The sequence below is a fragment of the Shimia sp. R9_2 genome (assembly GCF_017743735.1).
In the GTDB taxonomy this organism is placed as follows: domain Bacteria; phylum Pseudomonadota; class Alphaproteobacteria; order Rhodobacterales; family Rhodobacteraceae; genus Shimia.
In genome coordinates, this window is record NZ_JAGHRO010000001.1 from 167,576 (window position 1) to 194,375 (window position 26,800).

Below are 26,800 nucleotides of genomic sequence, written 5' to 3' on the forward strand. Positions count from 1 at the left end.
ACCCAGTCAATTAGAGCCTTTGCAACAGATCGCTGTGCCACCCGATCCGCATTCCGCAAACGCGCCGGTGAGATTTTTTAAAAAACTTCCAGAATCGCGTTGACACCCCCCCCGCACAGGTCTAAATGCCTGCCTCACCAACCCGTGCCCAGATGGCGGAATTGGTAGACGCGCTAGCTTCAGGTGCTAGTGTCCGTATGGACGTGGAGGTTCGAGTCCTCTTCTGGGCACCAATTTTCTTCTGAAAAATTGGTTCGCAAAAACGCCGCAGTTTACTGCGGTTTTTTTGTGTTTTGCGCCCAGCGCTTCGGCGTCTTCCGCCCCGCTATCTGCAATAAAAACTGCGATACAAGCCCTACAGAGGCACAAATATCTTCCCCAGAACGATAGGTCACTGTTAGCCTAAAGTCATGGAATAGCACCTATTTTTGGCTGCGATCTGCCGAATAAGGAAACTGAAATTTGAAGAAGACCTTTGCAATAGCCTGCATCACAACGGCGCTACTCTCAGGCTCAGCCCACGCTGACATACTGAAGGGCGAGGCGCCTGCCTGTGTGACGCCTAATGACTACGCCAAGCTGATATACGCGATCACCTCCAGAGAGGACCAGATGCTTGATTACCTCACGAAACAAAGGCTGTGCGGTATCCTCCCACCTGGCACCGAGTACGAGGTAGTAGAGAAGACACCCGATTTAATCATCAAAATCCGCCTAGGGGGAGAAAGCGAATCCTCCTATCTGTTCACCAGCTCGGAATTTCTCTCAATAAATTAGAGCAGACAGGTGAGAAGTCGCCACACCAAAAAACCGCCCGGCCCCCAAAGGCACCGGACGGTTTAAGATCAGTTCAGTTTGTCCTGCGGCGGATGAGTGCCGCGTGGATCAGGCTTTGTGGCCCGCTTTGATGCCATGCATCAGCGCGTAGAACACCGGCACCATGAACATGGTGATCAATGTGCCGATGGTCAGGCCCGCTGCGATTGTGGTGGCCATGGCGATCCAGAAGATGTCCTGCAACAGCGGCAGCACCCCAAGGATCGTTGTCGCCGCCCCCAGCAGCACCGGGTTGAGACGGGACACAGCGGCCTCGATCAGCGCGTTGAGCGAATCCATGCCTTTCTCAAGATTGGCGTTCACCTCATCCAAGAGCACGATGGAGTTCTTAATCATCAGACCCACGAGGCTCATCGCCCCCAAAAGCGCCATGAAGGAGAACGGCTGACCAAAGAGCAGCAAGCCTCCGGTGATCCCGATCAAGGCAAAGGGCACCACCGTGAAGATCACCAAGGCCGGGCGGAAGGCGTTAAACAGCGCCACCACGATAAAGACCATGATCACCAAGGCAGGGGCAGAGCCGGGCTTCAGGGAGTCCTGAGAATCCGCCGTGCTGTAGGTTTCCCCACGCCATTCCATCTTATAGCCCGCTGGCAGCTCGATCGCCTCAAACTCAGCCCGCACCTCTTCAACAAGGGTGGGCAGGGTCACCTCATGCGCGCTGGCCTGAACGGCCACCGCACGGCGGCGGTTCCAGCGCACAATGGTGGGGTCTTCGAGCTCCACCGAGACGCCATCGGTCACAACCGACATGGGCAGGTTCTTGGTGGAGAACGCCGGGGTTACCTGAATGTTGCCAAAGTCGCGCGCCACGGTCTGACGCTCTTCTTCGGTGCGACGCAGGATGATGGGCAGCATATCTTCCTTGTCACGATAGAGGCCCACAGGCACCCCGTCGTAAGCAAGAAGCGAGGCATTGGCGATGTCGCTGCGCGAGGTGCCTGTCCAGATGCCGGTCACCTGATTGTATTCCGGCACAAGCTTGGACACGCGGTTGCGCATATCGCTGCGGATGTCCTTGGCGTGCGGGGTGGCCCGCAGGATCGCCATGCCCTGCTCCGCCAGATCCCGCAGGATTTCCGGATCGGCATTGGCAGGCCCGCTGAAGCGCACCTCAAACGGCCAGGTGTTGCCCGGACCGGCGGTGTATTTGCGCACCCGCACCATGGCCTCAGGGATGGCCTCACCCACCCATGGATCCAGATCCGCAATCAGATCGTCCACCACATCAAGGCTCGTGGTGTTCACCACCAGCTGCGCGTAGCTCGCATAGGGGAACTCCGGATCCACCGGCAGGTAGAAGCGCGGACCACCGGAGCCAACAAAGGTTGCCACACCGGCCACACGGTCATCCCCGTCAAGGCGCTGTTCAACCCGTTTGGCAAGCTCTGAGGTATGGGCGATGGTGGTGCCTTCTTCGGCCCAGATGTCCACCATGAACTGCTGACGTGTCGCATCTGTGAAGAACAGGCGGTCCACAAAGGAGAAGCCATAGATCGAGGTCGCCAGAAGCGCGACAGACACCAGCGCGGTGAGCGCACGGGCCCGCAGACAGGCGGTCAGCGCAGCGCGGAAGACGCGCAAGATCACAGCCTCTCTCTGCTCCCCATCTGTGTTGGGGGCTTTCACCATGTCGATGCACATCAAGGGCGTGATGGTCATGGCAATGACCCAGCTCAGCAGGAGCGACACGCCGACCACCACAAAGAGCGATCCGGCATATTCACCGGCGCTGGTGGTGGAGGCATAGATTGGGTAGAAGGCCATCACCGCCACAAAGGTCGCGCCAAGCAGCGCAATCCCCGGCTCTGAAGCAGCTTTGACCGCCGCTTCCACGCGGCCCATCCCTGCCTTCAGACGTGCGGCCATGCCGTCGGCCACCACAATGGCGTTGTCCACCATCATGCCCAGCGCAATCACCAGCGCGCCAAGAGACACCCGCTGAAGGTCGATTTTCAGCACCACCATCACGATGAAGGTCGCCAGAATGGTCAGCAGCAGCGCGCCACCGATGATCAGACCCATGCGCCATCCCATGAAGACAGCCACAACGATCAGAACGATCAAGACCGCCTCACCAAGGTTGATGATAAAGGAGTCGATCGCCGTGGTGACCAGATCGCTCTGCCAGGCCACGCGGTGAATTTCCACCCCCACCGGCAGGGTCGCGTTGATCTCCGCCAGTTTCTCATCAAGATTGCGGCCAGTGTCGACGATATTGCCGCCGGAGACATTGGCGATGGAGAGTGCAATGGCGGGCTGGCCGTCATAGCGCATCTCGGTCAGCGCGGGTTCCAGATAGCCTTGGGAAATCTCGGCGATATCGCGCAGGCGCAGCACTTCGGAGGTGCGCTCAATGGGCAGAGGAATGCCGGTGTCCAGCTCGTCCAGCGCATCAAAGATACGGTCTTGCAGACCGCTGCGCAGCTGCAGGCTTCCTATGTCTTCCACAGTTTCAAATTCGCCAGTCGGGGACACCCGCATGCGACGGTTGCTGATTTCCAGCGCGCCTGCGTTCACCACCTGGTTCTGCAGGTTGAGGGTGGCGATGAAATCCTGTGTGGACAGGCCCAGATCCAGCAGACGCTGCTCAGACGCTTCCAGATAGACCACTTTGGGCTGCAGACCCCAGGTCTCGACCCGGGAAACACCTTCCACAAGGTTCAGCTCTTTGCGGATGTCTTTGACGTATTCTTCCAGCTCCGCATAGGTGAAGCCGTCACCGGTGATGGCAAGCACAAAGCCATACACAAAGCTGAAGTCATCAATGACATTGGGGGTTCCGGCCCCCGGAGGCAAGCCGTTCAGATCGCCGATTTTACTGCGCAGCTTGTCCCAGACCTGCGGCAGACGATCCGCCCAGTATTCCTGTTTGATCTCCACTTTCACAATGGAAAGACCGGCATGGGAAAAAGAGGTCAGAAACTTCAGCTCGGGCAGCTCCTGGATGGCGCCCTCAACGGGATCGGTGACTTCGAGCTCCACCTCTGTGGGGCTGGCGCCGGGGTATTGCGTGACCACAAGCGCGGTTTTCACCGTAAATTCGGGATCTTCCAGCTGGCCCAGCCGGAAGTAGGACAGCGCGCCGATCACAAGGATCAGGGCCAGCGCAAAATATGTGACTGTGCGGTTCTTGACCGCTGTTGCAGCAAGCGACATCGGTCTTACCCCTCAACCTCGGTCAGGCGCACCTGCTGACCTGCGGTCAGGGTGTTGGCCCCGGCGGTGACCACACGGTCGCCCTGTACCAGACCATCCACCAGCAGGCCGCGGTCGTTAAACGCGCGCACCTCAACCGGTTTGCTGGACACGGTCAGCGTGTCCGGATCAATCACCCAGACAAAAGTGTCGTCCGGTGCGGATTTGTTGGGGGAGAACACAGCGCCTGCAGGCACCTGTATACCAGTCTCGGCCCAGTTGTCAGGCAGCTGCACTTTCGCGGTCGCATAACCTGCCATGCCGGGCTGGATGTGATCACCTTCTGGCTGGTCCATGATGATGGTCACAGGATAGGTGCGGGTGGTGGTGGAGGCCTCATGCCCCACATGAGCAATCTGCGCCGGAATTTTTACGCCGGGCAGGCTGGCAAATTCCACCTCGATGCTGTCCACAAAGGGTTCCAGATTGATGAGGTTCTCCGGCACCGCCACTTCCATCTTGATGCGGGATGTGTCCAGCAGGCGCACCACCGGCTGGCGGGCGTTCACGTTCTGGAAGTTGTCGACATAGGTCACAGAGACCTGTCCGCTGAACGGCGCATGAAGGGTGGTGTACTCAAGGTTCAGCCGCGCCCCATCCAGAGAGCCTTCGACCGCTTCGATGCTGGCTTCGGTGGAGCGCACTACAGCGATCTGATCATCGACATTGGCCTGAGACACGAAGTCGTTTTCCAGCAGAGCCTCGCGGCGGGTCAGCTCAACCTTAGCGTTCTCCAGATTGGCGATCAGAGCGGCGCGCTGTCCCTCCAGCGCACGCACCTGCGCGGCGTAGGGTTTGGCGTCCAGAATGGCGAGCACATCATTTGCCGCGACCTCAGACCCCACATCGACAGGGCGCGCAAACAGTTTTCCGGGCACTTCAAAGCCGATGTTCAGCTCCTGAAACGCAATGGCGCGGCCCGGGTAGGTCGATTTCAGCACCGACTCGACATCGGCCACAACCATGGACAGGACAGGGCGCACAACCGGCTCTGCGACGGTGGTCTCTTCTTCCTTGCAGGCGGACAGGAAAACCAATCCGGTGCCACACAGCAATGCAGTGGAAAGCTTCAATACATTCATGGAACGCGAACCTCCATATGGGTCAAATTCGGAAAGAACAGCAATGCGCTGCGCCATGCCCCCCAAAGAGCACACACAGAGAGCTGCCTAATTGTGCAACAAGTTAACCTTGGGGCAGTGACGGCGGCATGACAGACGCGGACATTAGCTTGATACTTTCGGTCTGGGATTGACCGGCTTTAATATATCATTCCGCATAAGTGGTCAGACTTGCGCCAGTCAAGCCAAGGGCGCAGCGGTATCGTCCACTTCATGCAATTGTGAACATAGGACATTTTCAGCCAAAACGCTCAGGCGTCGGCGAGAAACAAATCCATCACAAAGGGGATCGCCTTGATCTCCCGCGACCTGTTCCCGGGGCGCATCTGGATCGGCTTTGTCAGCCAGTCGACCCATTTCAGACGCCGACACAACTGTTGTGACATGTCCCAAATGCCGCTGGGCGCAGCATTCCGGTAGGCCGCCATTGCTTCCCCAAGCGCCGGGCGCATCTGCGCCGAATTCGCCGCCACATTGAAGGCGAAAATCACCAGATCCCGCGCCTGCCCTTTGGGGGTGTTGTTTTTGGTCTGATAGCGCTCAAAGTCCAGAAGCAGCACCTTGCCCTCCACAAGGCACATGTCTTTCGGGCTGGGGCGGCCATGGGCAAAGCCCAAGGTGTGAAACGCGCCAAGCGACTGACTGGCGTTGAGCAGAAGATCCCGCCCCTCACCTCCGCTACCAACGTCTCCGAGCTGTTGTCGCAGATCTTTACCGCAATCCGGCAGCACAAGAAAATCAGGACCATCCGCCACCACCTGTGGCACAGGAGCCTGCACCGCATTCATCTCATGATAGGCTTGGCGCTCCCGCATGAAGGCCTTTTCCGGATTTCCTTTTTGCAGACGAAACCGCAGATCCAGCTTTTCCGGGCGCTTGATCCAGAACACCTGCCCGCCCTGCTCCACACGTTCAACCCGTGGCCCGGCCTCGCGGGCGCGGGATTCAACAAGCATTTTTAGCTCTTCATCAACAGAAAGCGGGGTGCGAAAATCCATGATCCGCTATGTAGGGCGTCAAAAAACCTTCGTAAAGACGTGATCCAAGCGTCGCACCCCTGTCATCAACGCATTTGGCCGCAGTTTAGACTCTGTAAACGTACCCCCCGCAAAACATTGAAACACAGGCGCGAAAGCCGTAAGTGCTTGGCATCCGATTACTCGAGGCACCTATGGCAAATTTCCTCTATCAAAACGACCTGCCCGACGGGCTTGATCTTGGCCCGGTTGTGGCCATCGACTGTGAAACCATGGGGTTGAACCCGCATCGCGACCGGCTGTGCGTGATTCAGATGTCCGGCGGGGATGGCAACGCCCATCTGGTGCAGGTGGCCAAAGGCCAGACCAGCGCGCCGAACCTGCAAAAGATGCTCGAAGATCCGAATGTTCTGAAGCTGTTTCACTTCGGGCGTTTTGACATCGCCGCGATGTACCACGCCTTTGGCGCGCTGACGGCGCCGGTCTATTGCACCAAGATCGCCTCCAAGCTCGTGCGCACCTACACCGACCGCCATGGTCTGAAAAACCTTCTGCAGGAGCTGCTGGGCGTTGATATCTCCAAACAGCAGCAGATGAGCGACTGGGGTGCGGAGACCCTGACCGAGGCACAGCTCGATTATGCCGCCTCTGACGTGCTCTACCTGCATGCACTGCGCGACAAGCTGAACGAGCGTCTGGCGCGGGAAGGCCGCACAGAGATGGCGCAGGCCTGCTTTGACTTCCTGCCCATGCGCGCGCGCCTTGATCTGGCCGGTTGGCCGGAACAAGATATTTTTGCGCACTAAAGGATCTGCCCCATGACGGATGCCGACAAGCACACTTTTTTGGAAACCGCCCGCCGTGTGGTCTCCATCGAGACCGAGGCGCTGCGCCTGCTCGCCGAGAGCTTCGGAGCGGAGATCGGCGACGCGGTCGAACTGCTGCTGTCTGCAAAGGGCCGCGTGATCATCTCCGGCATGGGCAAATCCGGCCACATCGCGCGCAAGATTGCCGCGACCTTTGCCTCCACCGGCACACCGGCGCATTTTGTGCATCCGGCAGAGGCGAGCCATGGCGATCTGGGCATGATGGCGCAGGGCGATGTGGCGCTGGTGCTTTCCAACTCTGGCGAAACTCCGGAGCTAGCCGATCTTGTGGCTTACACCCGCCGTTTCAACATTCCGCTCATCGGTGTTGCCAGCCGTGCGGACTCCACCCTGATCAAGCAAAGTGACATCGGCCTCATTCTGCCAAAGGCGCAGGAAGCCTGCGGCACCGGTGTTGTGCCAACCACCTCCACCACCATGACGCTGGCGCTGGGCGATGCGCTGGCTGTGGCGCTGATGGAGCACCGCCGCTTCACGCCGGAAAACTTCCGAGAGTTCCACCCGGGCGGCAAGCTGGGGGCGCAGCTGTCGCGCGTGCGCGATCTGATGCATACCAGTGACGCCCTGCCGGTGATTGGCGAGAACACCGCCATGAGCGATGCGCTTCTGGAGATCAGCCAGAAAGGCTTTGGCGTGGTTGGGGTCACCAATGACGCGGGCAAACTGCTCGGCATCATCACCGACGGGGACCTGCGTCGCCATATGGATGGCCTGCTGGAGCGCACTGCAACCGAAGTCATGACCGCCGCACCGCAGACCATTGCCCCCGGTGCGCTGGCTGAAGAGGCTGTTGGCATCATGAACCAGCGCAAGATCACCTGTCTGTTTGTGGTGGATCCCGAGGGCGACGGCGCCCCTGCGGGGCTGCTGCACATCCATGACTGCCTGCGCGCCGGTCTGGGCTGATCCAATTTGCGACGGCGCCTGACATATTCCACCCTTGTGGCATGGCTCAAAGTGCTGCTGCCGCTGGCGGCACTTGGCCTGTTGTCGACCCTGTTTCTGGTGTCAAAACAGGTCGATCTGGAAGGCGCCATTCCCTTTGCGGATGTCGATCTGGAACAAAGGCTGCGGGATCGCCAGATCACCGCGCCTTATTTCTCAGGCAAAACCGATCATGGCCACGATATCACCGTGACCTCCGAAACCGCCCATCCGGACGCGGAAGACCCCTCGCGCATCATTGCGCAGAATGTCGGGGCGTTGCTGTCGATCGGCGGCGGCACGGAGATCACCGTGACCGCCAAAGAAGGTGAAATGGATGGCCGTTTTCAGGAGCTGTTATTGGATGGCGACGTGGAGATATTGACCTCCACCGGCTACACCATCCAGACAGAGGCCATGACATTTGGTCTGGAAGAAGCCCGCGCCGACACCACCAGTGAGGTGACAGCCGAAAGTGCGCTGGGCGAGCTTCAAGCGGGCCGGATGGCCCTGCGCCCTTCGGGCGAAAACAATGAAATATATTTGTTTTTCACAAAAGGTGTGCGACTGGTATACACACCGCAGAAGACAACGAGGTGACCTGTGCTTCTTTACCGCGCGCTTTTGATTGGTGTGCTGGCGTTTATGCCGGCAATCGGTACAGCTCAGGGGCTGCAGCTTGGCTTTGGCCAGAGCCAGCAGGACACCGGCCTGCCGGTTGAGGTCACCGCTGAAAGCCTGTCTGTGAACCAATCTGATGGCAGCGCCGTGTTTGAAGGGGATGTGGACATCTCCCAAGGTGACATGCGCATGACCGCGGATAAAGTGAACGTGCATTACCTGCCCGACAACAGCGGCATCGACAAACTGGTGGCGCAGGGCAATGTGCTCTTGGTGCAGGGGCCAGACGCCGCCGAAGCGGATGAGGCTGTTTACTCCATCGACAGCGGCGACGTGGTGATGACCGGAAATGTGACCGTCAATCAGGCCGCCACAACCATCTCTGCTGACCGTATGGTCCTCAACCTTCAGAACAACACCGCGCGCATGACCGGGCGGGTAAAAACTGTGCTGAAGACGGAATAAGACATGGCCAAACCCACCCTTTCCGTGACCGACGGCGATTCCGGTCTGCGCGTCGAAAGCCTGCGCAAAGCCTATCGCAAGCGCGTGGTGATCCGCGACTTTTCCATGGAGCTGCAACGCGGTGAGGTTGTTGCCCTGCTTGGCCCCAATGGCTCGGGCAAAACCACCACGTTCTACGCGGTTGCGGGCCTGCTGGTGCCTGAAGGGGGACGTGTGACCATCGACGGGCGCGACGTGACCACCTTGCCGATGTACCGCCGCGCCAAGCTGGGCATCGGCTACCTGCCACAGGAAATGTCGATCTTCCGTGGCCTGTCGGTGGAAGATAACATCACCGCCATTCTCGACATCACCCACAAAGACCGGCTCAAGCGTCGTGAGCGGCTTGAAGAGCTGTTGTCTGAGTTCTCCATCGAGCATTTGCGCCGCGCGCCTGCGCTGGCGCTCTCCGGTGGTGAGCGTCGCCGTGTGGAGATTGCCCGCTGTCTTGCGGCTGACCCCAAGTACCTGCTGCTTGATGAGCCCTTTGCCGGTGTTGACCCGATCTCTGTCGGAGACATCCGCCATCTGGTGGCCGACCTCAAAAAGCGCGGTATTGGCGTGTTGATCACGGACCACAATGTGCGCGAAACGCTGGAAATCGTGGACCGCGCCTACATTCTGCATGACGGCAAGGTGCTGATGTCCGGCACACCGGAAGAAGTGGTGGAAAACGAAAACGTGCGCCGCGTCTATCTCGGAGAAAACTTCCGAATTTCCTAGGGTCAGCCAGCGCTGATCCTATCGCGCATAAAACACGCCGATACCCCCTTTATTTTCTGAAGATTTCTAGCCCGTCACAACACGGGCTGGGCGAGATAGCACCCGCCGAAACGGGATCGCGCGCGTTGAAAATACCGCGATTTTGACTTGGATCATTGACTCTCAGCGGTTGGAATACTCAAATGCTGAGTATGACATTTGCTAAAACCCCCGCTGATACCAAAGCGGCCTTTTTACCAAGGCCAGGTCTGAAGCAAGGTTCGCATATGTCGATTACCAGCATTCGGACCTAACTGATAACGGGCGGATAAAGCTCGTGGTCCGACATGTCATCGAAAAGGAGACAGGATGCGCTATCAGATCACCGGAAAACACATCGACGTTGGCAATGCTTTGCAAACTCATGTCCAAAACGAACTTGGCGATGTCTTAGAAAAATACGCCGGCCGACCGACTGACGCGACAATCACTTTTTCAAAACACGCACATGAATACATGTGTGAAACCACCGTACACCTGTCCACCGGGCTGACCGCTCAGGCCAAGGCACATGCGACAGAAATCTATGCAGCCTTCGATGGTTGTGCCGAAAAAATGGACAAACAGCTGCGCCGCTACAAGCGCCGTCTGAAAGATCACCACAAGGAAAGAGTCGAACCGGTTGAACTTTTGGGGGCTTCCTCGTATATCCTCGCGCCTGAAGCTGAAGAACATGAGGCAGAGCCGGATACGCTACAACCTGTGATCGTTGCCGAGATGGAAACAAAGATCCCATCTTTGAGCGTCGGTGAGGCTGTGATGCAAATGGAACTTGCGGGCTCGCCTGTACTGATCTTCAAGAACGAAGGTAAAGCTGGGTTGAATGTGGTCTATCGCCGGGATGACGGCAACATAGGCTGGATCGACCCGCAGACATAAAGCGAGAGGGCGTTTCGCGCCCGATCCGGAGATACAGGCAAGATGGACCTTTCTACGATCCTCAAGCCAGAGGCGGTACGTGTTGTGACGGCCGCCTCAAGCAAGAAGCGTTTGCTGCAGGAGTTTGGCGATCTCGCTGAATCCGCCTACCAGTTGGACGCGCAAACCGTTGTTGAAGCGTTGCAGGAACGTGAAAACCTCGGCCCCACAGGTGTGGGCCATGGGGTGGCGTTGCCGCATGCGCGTTTTGACGGGCTTGAAAGCGTCGCAGGCGCCTTCATCCTTTTGGAAAAGCCTGTTGATTTCAACGCGGTAGATCGTCAGCCAATCGACATCGCATTTGCGTTGTTTGCGCCGGAAGAAGCCGGCGTGGAGCACCTTAAGGCGCTTGCCAAAGTGTCCCGCAAACTGCGGGAAAGTGCGATTTGCGCCAAGCTTCGGGCGAACCCGGATCCGACCACGCTGTTCACGATCCTGACCGAAGGTGACACGGTGCAGGCCGCCTGATTTTCAGGCCGCTTTCCAAACAAAGATCACGCGCCTCAGCTTTCGCTGCAGGCGCGTTTTTCATTGCCAGCTGTCAAAGCCAAAGGTGATGTAATCGCGCTTGTAGATATCCCGCACCAGCGACTCGATTTCATCGTCATAGATCGCGCTCAGCGCCACCGGATGGCCCGGATCCACCGGCTCCGGATCAGGGGCATCCATCCGCCCGACCTGCATCGCCAGCGCGGGGAGATAGCTCTCCATCTCAGTCTCGCGCACAATCATGTCGGGTAGAGCCAGATTTGCGAATCCCTTCATCGCCACCGCCTGACTGACCCAATGACCGTCCTGGCGCAAACTGGTCTGACCCAACAGATTCGCCTTCACAAAACCCAAAAACGCCAAAAACGCCTCGCGGTGCGCCTCAGGGCCATAGTCTGCTTTGGGTGGATCTTTCGGGAATGGCATCTTGTAGACTCGGCGCAGCGTGTTGCGGATCTGTTTGTAGACCCCGTCTTCCGCCGCGAGAATACGCTCACAGAAAGCGGCATGCACCCGCTCGACGGGGTGGCGCACCACTGTGAAGCTGCGGTGATGCCTGTGGGCCTTTTTCCACTGGCGGAGGGTCTTCTGGCTGAAGTTTTCGATGAGCCCATCAGGCGCCACATGATCCAGCGAAGCCATCCAGCGCGTCACCGCCGCCTGCGGGCCGGAATTGATCGGCAGGTAGAGCAAGGGGGCCACGGCACAGGCCACATAGCTTGGCACAGCCGCCCCGCGCCGCGGCTCAAAATTGGGGGTGCGGTTGAGATTGAAGCGGTCCAGCTCTGACAGCGCGCGGGGGATGTCGTCAAAGTTCTCGACCTTCTCCGACAGCGCGGCAGGGTTCTGTGGTTTAAGCTTCTTATTGACCGCCTCAATCGCGCCGTCATGGCCGAGGAAGCGCGCCAACCCGTTCATCACCTCAACATCCTGCAGATCTTCATAGGCCACATAGAAGGCCGTCTGTCCGCTCACCTGCAGGCAACGCATGATCTGCACCTGAAACGCCTGCAGCTCTTCCACATGGCGTTTGAACTCAGGGCCATCAAACTGCACGGTGCTGTCTTTGCGGCGGCGCACGTCTGTGAGCTTCCACTGACCGGTGGCCTTGGCGATCTTCCAGCTGACGTAGCTGTCGAGCGGGTTGCGGGTCAGCACGATTTTGGCGCAGCGCGGGTCATTCAGGATAGCATCAAGCACCCGCGGTTCGTGATTGTGGAAATAGCGAAAGCCAGACAGCCCCTGATCCGCCTTGACCGCCTCGATCAGCTGCATCGGATCAGCCGTGCGCATTTCAAGCGAGACGCCAAGGATGGCATCCTTGTTCGGATATCCGATGAAGTGCGGGTTGAAAGCCTCGCCGTGGCACGTCAGCCCATCAAACTCATTGATGTTGGCTTCCAAAAAATTGGAACCCGTGCGCATTTCGGCAAAAACCACAAAATAGTCAAAGCGTTGGTCCATAAGGCCTTATTGCACCAAATAGGGTTTGCGTGGGGGTTTTTTCTGTTCGTTTTCCGCCTGTGTGACCGGGAAATCACCCATAAGGTAAGGATGCATCCCCTGATTTTTAAGGTTTTGCAGGAACTGACCAAAGCCCGCCAGATCCGTCATCTTAGGCGCTTCGGCCAGACGGCGGGTGGGATCGGTGCCGATCTCATCAATGATGGCCTGCAAGGGCTCCATCGGCGCTTCGATGAACTCCGCCAGCGACCAGATGCGCACGCGCGCTTTGGCGTAGGGGCTGCGCAGTGCCTTAAGCTGGTCGCTTTCCAGTTTCTGCAGCCGCGCCGCCTCTTTGCGGATGTCGGCGAAATTCATGTTCGACTTGAACAAGGGAATCGCCCAGGCGCCGCTGATCACCGAAATCTGAGCGTTCGGGTCTTTACAGATGAACCAGACCGGCGCGCCCTCATCGCGCGGCCCCACCTGAAAACACTGCCGTTCGCCACGGGTGTTCCAGACCAGGTTGGTCAGAAAGGCAATCGGGTTGTAATCCCTGAGCTTGGGCGAGTCGCTGAGCGCGCCGTTGAGCACCCGCTGCCCACCTTCAAATTCCGCACGCTCCGGCGCATAGAGATGGCCATGCACGCGCGTGCCGGTGGCGCGCGCCAACCACGGCTCAAAATCCTCAAAGAGCTCAGTAAAGCCGTGAAACACCGAATAGCGCCCAAAGGTCATGCCATTTTCCCAACCTTCATTGGGAAACCGGCTCTGCATGTAGAGACCCGAGCGCCCCTTAGTGCGCCGCTCCACCGCTTTAGCAAAAATCCGGTCGATCTTTGCCGGGTTGGGTTCGCTCATCTTGATTGCGCCCTCAGGGCTCCGCAGAAAGCCTCCGTAGATCTTCTCCGCATTGGGCCAGATCTTACGCGCCACAAAACAGTCTGACCGCCGCAGAAGCTGCAGGTGATCGTCATAGAAGATATGCGGCTTTCCCTGAAAATCGAATTTCGACAGCGTGAGCGAGCGGCTTTCGATATTGCTCGAATACACCCGCGCAAGAGTCTGGAAATAGCTCTCATCCGGGATCCACACCCGTTTGAAGAACTTGTCAAAGACCTCACGGTCGGGATCTTGCAAAATCGCGGAGAGGGTCTGGCGGGTCAGGCACCACCACTGGCTGCCCATATGCGGCACGATGCCTTTGGGAATGGTCCGTTTGAAGCGCACGAACCGCTGAATATCGACCCATTTGTCAAAGAGGTAGCGGTGCTTTTTCCATGAAAAGGGAAAGCGCAGCGTAAAGCGCTCATGGTCCAGCCCGCCAACAGTCCAGGGCACATCCGCCGTGGTGGCGCTTTCAATGAAATCCGTGCGCGGGCGCGCCGCCAGATAATCCTTCAGCTCCTGCACGGGCCTCAGCGGCAGGCAGGAGCCGGAGGAGAGGTAGATATGATGCACATCGGCAAACTGCTCCAGCATCAACTCGGCCGCCGATTGGGACGCAGCCACGATGCCCCACATGCCCCACTCACAGCTGTGGCGCTTGCAGAACACGATCATCGAATGATCCGAGCAGGAGGCCACAAAACGGTCGTAGGTTTTGCGCGGCACCTTCTTGTCCACATGGATCACCACCGGGCAACCCGCGTTGGCCCAGTGCCGCGCTACCTGCTCGGCGCGGTCCAGTGCGGTGTGCACCAGCATGAGGATGCCGACACTCACGCCCAGTTGCCTTTTGACATCAGGCCCAAGATCTCAAGCTGGCGCCAGTTGATGTATTTCTCGCTCCACTTGCACCAAAGCTCCGGATGCTCACCGAGCTGATCCGCATAGGCTTTGTATTCGCGTGCGTTGGCATAATGTTGGTTGCGGGCGGATTCTTCCTCAGCCTTTCCTGAGAAGGTGTTCAGGAATTTTGTATGCAACAACGCGCCGCTGGCTTTCTCACCGCCCCATTCATCATAAACTTGGTTCAGGCCGCGCGGCAGCAGGCTGTGGGTCGAGCTGACATAGGCATAGCGTCGGCTCCACTTAACCAGCGGAATCTTGTTGAGCGCCGGTGCTTTCTTTGGGTTGTCTGCAAAGAACACGCGCGCGCGCGGACCTCCTTGGATCCACAGATTTCCATATTGCGGGTTCTTATTAAGCGTATAGTTGCCTGCATCAAACCAGTTTGCCACTTCAAGCGGATCTTGTCCTGCCCGATAGGTTGTCCGGTCAAGCCGCCCGCGGGGATACACATCCACCAGCATGGCGCCAAAGCTGCGGATTGAGGAGTTATCAAGCCAATCCGTCAGCGCCCTGATCGGTCGGGTGTCGCAGAAGGGATAGATAAAGAATTCATCCGGATCGACCACCAGACACCAGTGCCCATGGGCATAGGTGCGCTGCAGCCCATTCATCCAGTCGATGCCAAATTTAGAGCGGCGATAGCTGTGCTGGGTGTACCAGACAGAAATATCGTCCTGCCCGCTCAGATACTCAAGAGTGCCATCGGTGCTGTCATTGTCCACAAACAGGAAATGGTCGACCCCCATCTTGCGGTAGTATTCCAGGAAATACGGCAGCCGGATCAGCTCGTTTCGAAAGGTACTGACCAGCAGGATGTCATTGGGGCGAATGGCATGCGTGTTGTTCTGAACAGGGCTCAGTTCGCGGGATTTTCGGATTGATCGCAACAGCCGATGGCGCCGCCGCAACCTCATCTTATAAGAGTCCCAAACGCCCAAGTCAGCCTAACCTCTCCCAACAGACGCATCTCTGTGCGCATGTGGGTTTTTCCCATGTATGTAAGCTTATGCCACGTTACCATTAATGGAGGCAACGCCTTTAAAAACGGTTACATAGCGGTAAATCTGTCCGAGCTTCCCTTGGGAAAACGTTTCGACTCTTACCAGCCGCCCGAATTCATCAGGCCAAGCGCCTCGAGCTGTTGCCAGCTTTCAAACTTGCGGGACTCCTCTGACCACAGATCAGGGGCCGCCGCGATTTCATCATAGTAGTGATCAAATTTGGCCGGCGCATGGAAGTGCTGTTTGCGCTGCTTTTCTATTTCCGATTTAGCAACAATCTCAGGCAGAAACTTGGTGTGCAACAGCACTCCGGAAGGGGCATCCCCACCCGGCCCGTCATAGCCGTGGTTCAACCGTGCAGGCAGCGCAGAATGACATGAATTCACATAGGCATAGCGGCGCGACCACCGCACCAGTGGGATTTTATTGAGCGTCGGGGAATGTTTGGGCTTTTTGGCAAAGAAGACACGCTCCCGCATTCCGCCCTGCACCCAGAGATTGCCCAGCGGTGCCTGTCGCCGCGCGCGGTAAGGCCCCGGATCAAACCACTGAAGCACCTCCATCGGATCCTGACCGGCCTCATAGCGCGCCTTTGAGAGCGGCCCCTTTGGATAGACATCAAGCATATGCGCGCCAAACACACGCTGCCCTCGCCCGTCAAGCCAGCTGGTGAGCGCTTTCAGGTCGCGTGTGTCATGATGGGCATAGATCAGCAGTTCATCCGCATCGACCATCAGACACCAATGATCATGGGCGTATTTCATCTGCAGCCAGGTCATCCAGTCCAGACCAAACCGTGCCGCACGGTAACTGCGGTCGGTTTTCCACAGCGAGACATCGGCTTGCTCAGCCAGATAAGCTTCGCTGCCATCTGTGCTGCCATTGTCGACGATCAGAAACTGGCCAACGCCCAACCGTCGGTAATGCGCCAATGTATAGGGGAGCCGGGTGATCTCATTGCGCAGGGTCATGACCACAAGCACGTCTCCGCGCTTGATGAGGTCGGTGCGATCAGTAACCGATGTCAGTTGATGGCGGCTGCGGAAACTGCGCCACAGCAATCCGCGCCGTCGCCACCGCATACGGTAAGCCGCCCACAAATCCGGCTTGGCTGTGGGCTGCGCGCTCAGGTTACTTGTCGTAGTGCCCGTTCTGATGCCATCTCCATGCATCGGCGATCATTTGGTCCATTTTGGAACGTTTGGGCGCCCACCCTAGCTCTTTCTCCGCACGTGTCGAGCCTGAAACCAGCTTGGTGCAATCCCCCGGCCGCCGCGGACCTTCGTTGTAAGGCACTTCCCGGTTGGTCACGATGCGGGATTGGTCAATCACCTCGCGCACCGAAAACCCGCTGCCGGTGCCAAGGTTGAAGATCCGGCTGCCCTTGCCGTCCTGCAGCCATTTCAGCCCCAGCACATGGGCATCCACCAGATCGCAGACATGCACATAGTCGCGAATGCAGGTGCCATCTGGTGTGTCATAGTCGGTGCCAAAGATGGTGAGCGCATCCCGCTTGCCGTCAATCGCATCCAACATCAGGGGGATGAGATGGGTTTCGGGGCGATGGAACTCCCCCACTTCTGCCTCTGGATCAGCCCCTGCCACGTTGAAGTAGCGGAAAATCACACTTTCCAAACCATGCGCCGCGCCAAAATCGCTGAGCATGTCTTCGATCGCGCGCTTGGAGGCGCCATAGGCATTGATCGGTGCCTGCTGAACCTCTTCGTCCAGAGTGACATTGTCATGATCGCCATAGGTCGCACAGGTTGATGAGAAGACAAACTGCTTCACACCTGCCGCAACACAGGCCTCGATCAGATTGAGGGAACCGTTCACATTGTTGCGCCAGTACTTCCCGGGCTCAGACATGCTTTCGCCCACCTGAGACAGCGCCGCAAAATGCATCACGGCCACAGGCTTGTACTTGGCAAACACCTCATCCAGCCGCGCACGATCCAACAGATCGCCCTGCTCCAGAGGCCCGAATTTCACCGCGTCTTCCCAGCCGGTGCACAGGTTATCAAAGGTCACCGGCACAAAGCCGGCCACCGCCAAAGCCTTGCAGGCGTGCGAGCCAATATAGCCCGCCCCGCCTGTGACGATCACATGTTCCAAAAATAGTCTCCCAGGGTATTACTCAGCGGCGCGACGCGATGCGACCAGCTCTTCGAGATAGACCGACAGCTCATCACACAGCTCTTCGCGCGCAAGACCAAAGGCCACAGTGGCCTGCAGGAAGCCCGCCTTGGAGCCGCAATCAAACCGCTGCCCCTGGAAGCGATAGCCATAAACACCAGCGCCTTTGCTGATCTCAGTCGCGATCGCATCGGTCAGCTGAATTTCACCGCCAGCGCCTTCGCCTTGGTTGGCGAGATTGGTGAAGATCTCAGGGGTCAGGATATAGCGGCCAATGACCGCCAGATTGGAAGGCGCGGTTCCGGCAGGGGGTTTTTCCACCATGCCCTTCACAGACACCAGCGAACCCATGTCTTCCTGCACGTCCAACACGCCATAAGCGGATGCTTTGTCGTGTGGCACTTCCATCGCCGCAACCATGCAACCGCCAGTGTCTTCATAGGCATCAACCATCTGCTTGAGACAGCCGACTTGGCCAGCAATCACGTCATCCGGCAGAATCACTGCAAAAGGCTCATCGGCCACCAGACGGCTGGCACAGGCCACCGCGTGACCAAGACCAAGGGCGCTGTGCTGGCGAATATAGGCAATCTGACCGCTTTCCATATTGGAAGATTCAAGCTGCTTCAGCAGATCGGTTTTGCCCTTTTCACGCAGAGTCTGCTCCAGCTGGGGGGCGTGGTCAAAATAGTCTTCCAGCGCGCTTTTTCCGCGCGAGGTGACGAAGATAAACTCGGTGATCCCGGCCTCACGCGCCTCATCAATTGCGTATTGAATGAGCGGACGGTCCACCAATGTCATGATTTCTTTAGGCACGGATTTCGTCGCCGGCAGAAATCTGGTCCCCATTCCAGCCACCGGAAAAATCGCTTTCGTTACCTTGCGCTGCATATAGAGCTCACTTTCGGTTAAAGTTGTTATCTACCTTCAATCTCAGGCGATCGAAGGCAATCCAAATCAATAAAATATGATTTGGCGATAGCACGAATTGTCCCTGATTTCTACATACCCAGCTCGAAGTTTTCCCAAACGTTGGCAGAATACCTCAGTTGCACCTTCAACATTTTGCGGTGATTGAAAAATCATCTGTCAAAAGACACTGGCAATCGCAAAGAGCGACCCGACCAATGCGATAACCGCTTGCGCAGGTCTGATTGCAGATTCGCTGGCGACCACGATATCGCCGGGCTGGATCTGAAAGGTATTTGCACCAAACAGACTATCGGCCCTTGTCAGATCAAAAGAAAAGACAACGTGCTCGTGGTTAGGGCCACTGTTATCCGGTCTAATATCCTCAGCATCATATTGCCGCAAAACAAACAGACCTTGCGGGTTTGCGCGATCATCATTGAGGCCCCCGAGCATTGTAACTGCTTCCATGGCGGTGATATCTTCTTGGTTAAAAAACACCTGACGCTCAGATCGGGTCGCCCCTACTGCGATAAAATACCTTTCATCTTCTTCAACGATAATCTGATCGCCACCACGCACAATCACATTTTTTGTAGGGTCTTTGAGCAAGCTATCCAATGGGATTTCATACGATTTTCCCTGACGCTGCAACCGCACCAGTGGATTTTCAACCTGATCACTCACTCCGCCGGACTGGGCCAAAACAGACAAGATAGACACGTTTCGGTCTGTCAAAGGCAACCTCTGAGGCGCAACCACTCCAGTAACCACGTCGACCGAGTTCTGTGGCCCAGGTGTGACCCCGATTTGAACCTGTGCCGACGGCGCGATAGGGGAGAGCTGCCCCTGGATTTTTTCACGCGCCTGATAAGGAGTCAGCCCCGCGACCATAATGTCATCCACATAAGGTACAAAAATTGTACCAGCCTCAGTCACTTCTACAGGCCGCAGCGGCGTGGAGCGTTCTGCAGGCCCCAAAAGCAAAGAATTGTCTTGGTTATCCCAAACCGTGAGCGTCACCAGATCGCCCGTTTGGATAATGCGGCTTTTAGGACCCGGCGAGCGCGCAAACCAATGATAGTGGCCATGCCATCCAGTCCCGGGCCATTCTTCAATATTCTTGGCGCTAATGCGGTCTACAGCAGTGACTTGGATGTCATCCGGTGTGCGGTTCTCACCTACAACTTCTGAAGCGATAGGCCCGCCACGCGGCAGGGAACAGGCGGACACAATAAAGAGTGTCGCCAACAAAACAAATGTAACCGCTCTGCTCTGCATGACCTGCACCATAGTTCCAGTTCTTTTGCTCTCTTTTATGAGCGTTTCGCGCCGGGCCACAACCATTTGTTCAAATTTGTGGTGAAACGTGTGCGCCACACACCACAGGACTTCGGATTTTTTGAAGGAGAAACTTAACCGCTCATCTCAACTGCCAGCGTCACTCAGCGCACCCAACCAGTTCGCAAGTTGCGCAATTGATAGGCAAAAAGACGCTTTTAGAGACATCCGAAGTTTGAATTACTCATCCAAACGGGTATAGGAAATACACGTACGCAATTGCACCGCTATTCTACCAAACAACAGAAATTCAATACCTTCGAGAGCACCGCAGAAACGCCTTCGCGACGTTACTTAAGATCACGAGACCACAAACGCGCATTGATTGCACAACTTAAAGACTATGCTTTATAATACAATCACCTCCCTGTCCCAAGCGCAGAAAGCCAAGATCTTTGTCACGGTTGATTTGATCGCTTTGACATTTGCGCTTTGTATAGCCCAGATTTTCTCAGACGACGCGCGCGGCCTCTCAGCGCTGGTTTGGCATTTCCCAGTTTTGATCGCTGTCTCTGCCGCAACAATTCACTTTCTCGGCCTCAACCGCATAAAACTAAATGCTTTTGGCATGGAAGACATCAGCAAAAGCATGACGGTTGCGGGCTTGATGCTTTTGTCCAGCCTCGCTCTGAATTTCGTATTGCGCGATGACGGTTTGGCGTTTGCGACCCTGGCAGAATTTACAGGCCTGTTCTTGCTGCTCTCGATTTCCTTCCGAGTCATCATGCACAAGATTGTGGAGCGCATCTACGCCTCTCGCACCTCTCGCCGGCGCGTGTTGATCTACGGCGCAGGTCAGACCGGCCAGCAGCTGGCTGCGGCCCTAGTCACCGATGACGAATTTAAAGCCGCGTGCTTTGTCGACGACGACCCAAATCTGCAAAAGCTCACAATCAATGGCCTGAGGGTTCATGCCCCGCGTGAAATCCCCAAGCTCGCAAGACAATCAAAAGTTGATCGTATCATTCTGGCAATGCCGTCTGCCGAACACACAGTGCGACAGCGTCTGGCCAGAAAACTATCTGGCCTAGGTTGTGAAGTGCTCGCCCTTCCGTCATTTGCTGATATTGTTCTACGCGGAGAAGATGTGACCGCTGCTGCCCCTATCACAATGGATAGCCTTCTCGGGCGCGACGCTGTAAAGGACGATCTGCCGGAAACGGAATCCGCCTACCGTGGTCACCGTATTCTTGTGACAGGCGCAGGCGGCTCCATCGGCGGCGAACTTTGCCGTCAACTTGCGCGCTGCGCTCCTGCAGAGCTGGTTCTGTTCGATCATTGCGAATTTGCACTCTACAAAATTGCCAAATCCATCAAAGAGAACCTACCAGACACCAAATTCACAGCTGTGCTTGGATCCATCGGGCATGCCGAGTTGATCGCGGAAACGATTGCCGCCCATAAAATCGATGTGGTCTTTCACGCTGCCGCCTACAAACATGTAGGCCTTGTACAGGACAATGCCTTTGAGGGCGTGCGTAACAATGTAATTGGCACCCGCATCGTGGCAGAAGAGGCCCTGCGGGCCGGGGTTGAGCGCTTTATTCTGGTCTCTACCGACAAAGCTGTGCGCCCGACATCCATTATGGGCAGCTCCAAACGCCTTGCGGAACTGGTTATTCAGGATCTGGCCACACGTTCGCAGACCACAAAATTCTCCATGGTCCGCTTTGGCAATGTGCTTGGCTCTTCCGGCTCGGTGATTCCGCTGTTCCAGCAGCAAATCCGTGAATTGGGCCCGGTGACCGTCACCCACCCCAATGTCACACGCTTTTTCATGACTATTGACGAAGCCGTCCGCCTGGTTCTGCTTGCAGGAACCTTCTCGCGCGGCGGCGATGTTTTTGTGCTCGACATGGGCACACCGGTCTCAATCTATGAGATGGCCCGCAAGATGATCGAGGCCGCAGGCCATACAGTGCGTGATGAGATGGACCCGAACGGCGACATCCCGATTGTCTTCACCGGATTGAAGGACGGCGAAAAAATGCATGAGGAGTTGCTGATTGGCAGCGATATGCTCACCACGCCGCATCCGAAAATCCTGCGCGCGCAGGAAAATCTTATGTCCGAACTTGAAGTGGCGCTCGCCCTTCAGGATCTGCGCCGCGCCATCGATGAGCGCGATCACACGTTGCTCGCGGCAACCCTGACACGCTGTATCGCCGCAGATCAGACCCAGACAGAAGTGGCGACAACCAGCCACGAGGCAAACGCCCCGACACTCACGCTTGTGGGTGAGTGAAACTACTCAGCCGGTTGATAAATCGGCTGAGACTCCAAGATATCGTGCTAATCGAACGGACCGCGGCTTCTTATACGCGATAAAAGCGCCATCACCCCATCAGGCGTCATAAAACTCGCGATACCAGGCAACAAACTTGGCGACACCCTCCTCAACGGGCGTCGCGGGAATTGTCCCGGTCAACTGCTCCAGAAGCTGGGCCTCCGCCCAGGTTGCAGGGACATCGCCGGGCTGCATATCCATGAAGTTTTTCTTGGCCTCTTTGCCAAGCGCCGCCTCGATGGCCTCCACAAATTTCATCAGCTGCACCGGTTGACCGTTGCCGATGTTGACCAAACGCCAGGGGGCCACCGGGCTCAGGCTGTCGCCCGTCAGTGCCGCTTCGCGCTGAGCCACCTGCAAGGGAGCCGCCTCAATCAGCTGCACAATGCCAGTCACCAGATCGTCGATATAGGTGAAATCGCGGCGCATATCGCCGTGATTGTAGATGTCGATCGGCGCGCCTTCCAAAATCGCCTTGGTGAATTTGAAGAGCGCCATATCCGGACGTCCCCATGGGCCATAGACCGTGAAGAAGCGGAACATGGTGGTCGGCAGATGGTAGAGATGGGCATAAGAATGCGCCATCGCCTCATTGGCCTTTTTGGTCGCCGCATAAAAAGACATCTGGTGATCGGCTTTATGCGTCTCGGCATAGGGCATTTCCGTATTGGCCCCATAAGCCGAACTGGTCGACGCCAGCAGCATATGCGCTGGCGGAAAGGTGCGCGCGGCCTCCAGCAGTTCAAACGTACCAACCAGATTGGCCTCCACATAAGAGCGCGGCGCATCAATGGAGTAGCGCACCCCTGCCTGCGCGGCGAGATGGATCACCGCATCCGGCTTGTGCTCTTCAAACAGGCGCATCAGGGTGCCGGAGGCTTCCAGGCGTTCTTCCACCGCCTGAAATCCTTGGTGCTGCTTCAAGATTTGATGGCGGCGCTCTTTCAGAGTCACATCATAGTAATCCGTCATGGCGTCCAGACCGACGACGGCCCAGCCTTCCTGCAACAACCTTTGAGCGGTGTGAAATCCGATAAATCCGGCGGAGCCCGTCACCAGGGCCGTGCGCTGCGTTTGCGTCATAATTCCGGTCTTCTCCCCTTGAAATCGGTGGCTTTCTACCGCCGCAAATTACTCAAATACAGTAATAAATTACAGACTTAGGCAGTCCCCATCTCGGCCATCATGGCTTCGATCCGCGGCACATCCTCAGGATTGTTCAGCTCCCAGAACTGGCGTCCACGTGCCTCAACTTCTACACAAAGCACCTGCCGCCCGTGCTCCATAAAGCGCAGCTGCTCCAGCCCTTCAAGTTGCTCCAAAGGCCCGGAAGACCAGCGTGGATAGGCACCCAGCGCGGAGGGGCGATAGGCGTAAACGCCCACATGGTGAAACACGGGTGTCTCATCTTCATCAGCGTAGGTTTCGCTGGTGAAGGGCACCACTTCCTTGGAGAAATAGAGCGCATGGCGGTCGGTGGTGAAGACCGCCGTGGTGCCCCCAACACGCCCCGCCTTGCGGTCTTCCAGAAAACCGTTGAGCGCGCGGCCATCGCAGCGCAGCACTGGTGTCGCCACTTCCGCCATCGGGTCATTGCGCAGACCAGCCACCAGATCTTCGATGAACCAGGCAGGTGTCAGCGGCGCATCCCCCTGCAGGTTCACCACGATCTCATAGCCACCGCCCAGCGCATCAAAGGCTTCCGCACAGCGCTCTGTGCCATTGGCGCAGGTTTCAGAGGTCATCACCACTTCCGCGCCAAAGGCTTCGCTCGCCTCTTTGATCCGATCATCATCCGTTGCCACAACCACGCGGTCGACACCGTTGACCTCACAGGCCGCTTCCCAGCTGCGCTGGATGAGGCTCTTGCTCACCCCGGTGGCGCCTTTCAGCTCTGCCAGAGGTTTGCCGGGGTAACGCGAAGAGGCGTAGCGTGCGGGAATGACGATCAGAACAGACATCAGGCTTCTTTCAGTTCCACTTTGGGCGCATAAGCGATGAAAAACGGATTGGCGAAGTCTTCTTTGCCATAGACCAGCGGGCTGTGATCATCAAAACGGACCACCTGACCACCTGCGCCCAGCAAAACAGCGTGACCTGCGGCGGTGTCCCACTCCATGGTGCGGCCCACACGTGGGTAGATGTCCGCTTCGCCGGTCGCCACCAGGCAGAACTTCAGAGAGCTGCCTGCGCTCTTCATGTCTTTGACGCTGTATTTGTTGATGTAGTCATCAGTCGCCTGATCCCGATGGGATTTGGAGGCCACAACAAACAGCGCGTCATTGTCGCTGTCGGCCACGTTGATCGGGGTGATGGTGCCCACTTTCTTGGGGTCAAACATGCCGGTTTCCTCAACCGCCTGCCCGTCCGCCTGGGTGAAGAACATTCGGTTGCGCGCCGGGGCATAGACCACACCGCGCTGTGGCACACCGTTTTCCACATAGGCGATGTTCACGGTGAAATCGCCACGGCGGTGGATGAATTCCTTGGTGCCGTCCAGCGGGTCAACAATCAGGAAGGTATCGCCTTTGGCTTTGTGGCTGTCGGCCTGCTCCTCAGTCACCAACATCACATCAGGAAACGCCGCCCGCAGACCTGCAGAGATCAGCGCATCCGCTGCCTCGTCAGCCGCCGTCACCGGGCTGTCATCGCTTTTCACCTTCACGTCAAAATCAGCCGCCTCATAGATCTCCATGATCTTTGCACCGGCTTCGATAGCCAGCTCACGCATGACGGGAATGAGGATGTCATAATCCAAGGTTTCTCTCCTGAAGGACATTTGTTGTCTAATTGGGTCCGGCCCCTTATGCTCCCTGTGTAAGGGAACAGCAAGAATTCCATCCTATTCTTTGGGCACACAAAAGCGGCAGAGGCAATGTTTCAGCAAAGCGCCCCCAAAACGACGCTCGCTTCGGCACTTAACCTGTCTGAGCTGGTGTACCACTCGATTGTGCGCAGCGTGCGAAAAACGCACGGCAATGCGCTCATGTCGCTGATCATGAACATGTTGCAGACCATCATGTTTGTGATGGTGTTTTATGTGATGTTCTCGGTACTCGGGATGCGGGGAGCTGCGCTGCGCGGCGACTTCCTCATTTACATCATGTCCGGCGTGTTCCTCTTTATGACCCACACAAAGACCATGGGCGCTGTGGTGGGATCGGAGGGACCATCCTCGCCGATGATGAAACATGCGCCGATGAACACGATCATCGCCATCCTGTCCGCCGCTTTGGGCACGCTCTACATTCAGGTGTTGTCGCTTATGACGATTCTGTTTGTCTATCACGTGGCCTTCACACCGTTTGAGATTCATCAGCCCGTGCCTGCCTTTGGCATGTTGCTCATTGCCTGGTTCACCGGGCTTGCAATTGGCACGGTCTTTCTGGCGCTCAAGCCGTGGTTTCCCACCTTTGTCAGCATCGCGAACACCATATTTGCCCGCGCCAATATGATTGCGTCCGGCAAGATGTTTGTGGCCAACACGCTGCCGCCCTTCATGCTTGCAATGTTTGACTGGAACCCGCTGTTTCACTGCATCGATCAGGCGCGCGGGTTTGCCTTTATCAACTATGTGCCGCGCAATTCCTCTGTCACCTATCCGCTCATTGTTGGCGTCGTGCTGCTGATGATTGGTCTGATGGGCGAATTTTACACCCGCAAGCATGCCTCCGTCAGCTGGAGCGCACGGCGCTGAGGTGAGGCAGAGGGGGGCTGCGGATGATGAAACCATTCTCCCGCACCTGCGCCTTTCTGATTGCTCTGCTCTGCGCCCTGTCTTTTGCGCAGGCCCAAACCACCACCGCGCCCGATGCGGGCCGGCCTGATGCCGGACCACTGGGGGATGATCTCTATGTTCTGCAGCTCGATGCGCTCTGCGGCGCAGGCACACAGTTGTCTCAGGGCTGTCAGGCCATTCGCGACCGCCAGATGCTGGACGCCTCTGCCGCCCCGTGGCGCGCCATCGGTCGGGTCAATTTTGCCAGCACCTCTCAGCGCCAGCATTGCACCGGCGCGCTGGTGTCTGAACGGATCGTGCTGACCGCCTCCCATTGTCTTTACAACTTTGCCCGCAAAATCTGGATCCCGCCGCAAAGCATCCGCTTTGTCGCGGGCTATCAGCGCAGCACAGCCGTGGCGGTGTCTCAAGTCGCCCGCTACGTGCTGCATGAGGTGCAAGATCCGCACAGCCGCAACTTCAAGGGGGACTTTCCCCGCGACTGGGCCTTGCTGATTTTGAAAGACCCGATCGGACGTGAAACAGGCTTTCTGGAAACGGTCGATATAGGCTCTGTTTCAGCGCAAAACGCAGATTTTGCCCTCGCCGGATATCCCGCGCTGCGGCCTCACGTACTGTCTCTGGCGCAGGACTGCGGCGCACCGGGATTCAGCACCGACCGGCGGCTGATGTTTCAACGCTGCGCCACCATGCACGGGGATTCCGGCGCCCCCGCCCTTGCCCTGATTGACGGCGCCCCAAAGGTGATTGGCATCTTCACCGGCGCGGTCTCAAAGCGATCGGAATTCCTGAGCGTCGCGATCCCTCTCAAGAGCTTTGCCGCCGCGCTGGAACTGGAGCGCAACTGGGAAGGCCAATAGGTGCTCTCAATGGTTGTAATTCCTCCGCGACAGGATCAAGTTACATCCCAGC

At 57.2% G+C, this 26,800-nt stretch carries 24 protein-coding genes and 1 tRNA gene; 12 read left to right on the forward strand and 13 right to left on the reverse strand.

The window, feature by feature from the left end; genetic code table 11:
• Positions 1-146 precede the first annotated feature (146 nt).
• Positions 147-233 (forward strand) — tRNA-Leu (locus J7400_RS00720).
• Between the two features lie 229 nt (positions 234-462).
• Entirely contained in the window at positions 463-777 is a 315-nt protein-coding gene (locus tag J7400_RS00725; RefSeq protein WP_209057898.1) for a hypothetical protein, read from the forward strand.
• A gap of 108 nt (positions 778-885) precedes the next feature.
• Here the strand turns inward: J7400_RS00725 and J7400_RS00730 are convergent, their stop codons facing one another.
• The 3 genes from J7400_RS00730 to J7400_RS00740 all read right to left on the reverse strand — a co-directional run bounded on the left by J7400_RS00730 (position 886) and on the right by J7400_RS00740 (position 6,112).
• Entirely contained in the window at positions 886-3,996 is a 3,111-nt protein-coding gene (locus tag J7400_RS00730) for an efflux RND transporter permease subunit (protein ID WP_209057899.1), read from the reverse strand.
• 5 nt (positions 3,997-4,001) lie between these two features.
• Complete coding sequence (locus tag J7400_RS00735) at positions 4,002-5,117, reverse strand: efflux RND transporter periplasmic adaptor subunit (RefSeq protein WP_209057900.1); 1,116 nt, start codon at positions 5,115-5,117, stop codon at positions 4,002-4,004.
• Positions 5,118-5,407: 290 nt separating this feature from the next.
• The gene (locus J7400_RS00740) at positions 5,408-6,112 is read right to left on the reverse strand and encodes a hypothetical protein (RefSeq protein ID WP_209057901.1); all 705 of its coding nucleotides are present in this window, start codon (positions 6,110-6,112) and stop codon (positions 5,408-5,410) included.
• A 215-nt stretch (positions 6,113-6,327) separates the two neighbouring features.
• Here J7400_RS00740 and J7400_RS00745 point away from each other — a divergent pair, with 215 nt between their 5' ends.
• The 7 genes from J7400_RS00745 to J7400_RS00775 all read left to right on the forward strand — a co-directional run bounded on the left by J7400_RS00745 (position 6,328) and on the right by J7400_RS00775 (position 11,217).
• A complete protein-coding gene (locus J7400_RS00745; protein WP_209057903.1) occupies positions 6,328-6,939 on the forward strand; it encodes a ribonuclease D in 612 nt (203 codons plus the stop codon).
• 12 nt (positions 6,940-6,951) lie between these two features.
• Entirely contained in the window at positions 6,952-7,926 is a 975-nt protein-coding gene (locus J7400_RS00750) for a KpsF/GutQ family sugar-phosphate isomerase (RefSeq protein ID WP_209057905.1), read from the forward strand.
• A 6-nt stretch (positions 7,927-7,932) separates the two neighbouring features.
• Positions 7,933-8,544 (forward strand): LPS export ABC transporter periplasmic protein LptC, encoded by a 612-nt coding sequence (gene lptC / locus J7400_RS00755; protein WP_209057908.1) that lies wholly within the window; start codon positions 7,933-7,935, stop codon positions 8,542-8,544.
• A gap of 3 nt (positions 8,545-8,547) precedes the next feature.
• Complete coding sequence (gene lptA / locus J7400_RS00760; RefSeq protein ID WP_348540088.1) at positions 8,548-9,030, forward strand: lipopolysaccharide transport periplasmic protein LptA; 483 nt, start codon at positions 8,548-8,550, stop codon at positions 9,028-9,030.
• Positions 9,031-9,033: 3 nt separating this feature from the next.
• A complete protein-coding gene (lptB, locus tag J7400_RS00765; protein WP_209057910.1) occupies positions 9,034-9,792 on the forward strand; it encodes an LPS export ABC transporter ATP-binding protein in 759 nt (252 codons plus the stop codon).
• Positions 9,793-10,140: 348 nt separating this feature from the next.
• Positions 10,141-10,710, forward strand: coding sequence for a ribosome-associated translation inhibitor RaiA (gene raiA, locus J7400_RS00770; RefSeq protein ID WP_209057912.1), 570 nt, complete (start codon positions 10,141-10,143; stop codon positions 10,708-10,710).
• 42 nt (positions 10,711-10,752) lie between these two features.
• Positions 10,753-11,217, forward strand: a complete 465-nt coding sequence (locus J7400_RS00775) for a PTS sugar transporter subunit IIA (protein ID WP_209057914.1) — start codon at positions 10,753-10,755, stop codon at positions 11,215-11,217.
• Between the two features lie 60 nt (positions 11,218-11,277).
• On the opposite strand, the gene J7400_RS00780 is transcribed toward J7400_RS00775, so the two are convergent.
• The 7 genes from J7400_RS00780 to J7400_RS00810 form a co-directional block, all read right to left on the reverse strand.
• Positions 11,278-12,702, reverse strand: coding sequence for a sulfotransferase family 2 domain-containing protein (locus J7400_RS00780; RefSeq protein WP_209057916.1), 1,425 nt, complete (start codon positions 12,700-12,702; stop codon positions 11,278-11,280).
• A 6-nt stretch (positions 12,703-12,708) separates the two neighbouring features.
• A complete protein-coding gene (locus J7400_RS00785) occupies positions 12,709-14,406 on the reverse strand; it encodes a beta-1,6-N-acetylglucosaminyltransferase (RefSeq protein ID WP_209057918.1) in 1,698 nt (565 codons plus the stop codon).
• Positions 14,403-15,389, reverse strand: coding sequence for a glycosyltransferase family 2 protein (locus tag J7400_RS00790; RefSeq protein WP_209057920.1), 987 nt, complete (start codon positions 15,387-15,389; stop codon positions 14,403-14,405). Before J7400_RS00790 ends, J7400_RS00785 begins: the two co-directional genes overlap by 4 nt.
• Before the next feature lie 185 nt (positions 15,390-15,574).
• Positions 15,575-16,558 (reverse strand): glycosyltransferase family 2 protein, encoded by a 984-nt coding sequence (locus J7400_RS00795; RefSeq protein ID WP_247738556.1) that lies wholly within the window; start codon positions 16,556-16,558, stop codon positions 15,575-15,577.
• A 49-nt stretch (positions 16,559-16,607) separates the two neighbouring features.
• The gene (gene galE / locus J7400_RS00800) at positions 16,608-17,591 is read right to left on the reverse strand and encodes a UDP-glucose 4-epimerase GalE (protein WP_209057923.1); all 984 of its coding nucleotides are present in this window, start codon (positions 17,589-17,591) and stop codon (positions 16,608-16,610) included.
• A gap of 18 nt (positions 17,592-17,609) precedes the next feature.
• Complete coding sequence (gene galU, locus J7400_RS00805; protein WP_209057925.1) at positions 17,610-18,503, reverse strand: UTP--glucose-1-phosphate uridylyltransferase GalU; 894 nt, start codon at positions 18,501-18,503, stop codon at positions 17,610-17,612.
• Positions 18,504-18,701: 198 nt separating this feature from the next.
• Positions 18,702-19,814 (reverse strand): polysaccharide biosynthesis/export family protein, encoded by a 1,113-nt coding sequence (locus J7400_RS00810; protein ID WP_209057927.1) that lies wholly within the window; start codon positions 19,812-19,814, stop codon positions 18,702-18,704.
• 391 nt (positions 19,815-20,205) lie between these two features.
• Between J7400_RS00810 and J7400_RS00815 the strand changes: the two genes are divergently transcribed.
• On the forward strand, positions 20,206-22,107 hold the full coding sequence (locus tag J7400_RS00815; protein WP_209057929.1) for a nucleoside-diphosphate sugar epimerase/dehydratase: 1,902 nt from the start codon (positions 20,206-20,208) through the stop codon (positions 22,105-22,107).
• A gap of 99 nt (positions 22,108-22,206) precedes the next feature.
• Here J7400_RS00815 and J7400_RS00820 read toward each other — a convergent pair whose 3' ends face one another.
• The 3 genes from J7400_RS00820 to cysQ form a co-directional block, all read right to left on the reverse strand.
• Positions 22,207-23,232, reverse strand: a complete 1,026-nt coding sequence (locus J7400_RS00820) for an SDR family NAD(P)-dependent oxidoreductase (RefSeq protein WP_209057931.1) — start codon at positions 23,230-23,232, stop codon at positions 22,207-22,209.
• A gap of 77 nt (positions 23,233-23,309) precedes the next feature.
• Positions 23,310-24,110: a manno-octulosonate cytidylyltransferase gene (locus J7400_RS00825; RefSeq protein ID WP_209057933.1), complete on the reverse strand. Its 801-nt coding sequence runs from the start codon at positions 24,108-24,110 to the stop codon at positions 23,310-23,312.
• On the reverse strand, positions 24,110-24,907 hold the full coding sequence (cysQ, locus tag J7400_RS00830) for a 3'(2'),5'-bisphosphate nucleotidase CysQ (RefSeq protein WP_209057935.1): 798 nt from the start codon (positions 24,905-24,907) through the stop codon (positions 24,110-24,112). Before cysQ ends, J7400_RS00825 begins: the two co-directional genes overlap by 1 nt.
• Before the next feature lie 117 nt (positions 24,908-25,024).
• On the opposite strand from cysQ, the gene J7400_RS00835 reads away from it, so the two are divergent.
• Positions 25,025-25,846: an ABC transporter permease gene (locus J7400_RS00835; RefSeq protein WP_209057937.1), complete on the forward strand. Its 822-nt coding sequence runs from the start codon at positions 25,025-25,027 to the stop codon at positions 25,844-25,846.
• A gap of 23 nt (positions 25,847-25,869) precedes the next feature.
• Positions 25,870-26,748: a trypsin-like serine protease gene (locus J7400_RS00840; RefSeq protein ID WP_247738557.1), complete on the forward strand. Its 879-nt coding sequence runs from the start codon at positions 25,870-25,872 to the stop codon at positions 26,746-26,748.
• Positions 26,749-26,800: the final 52 nt, after the last annotated feature.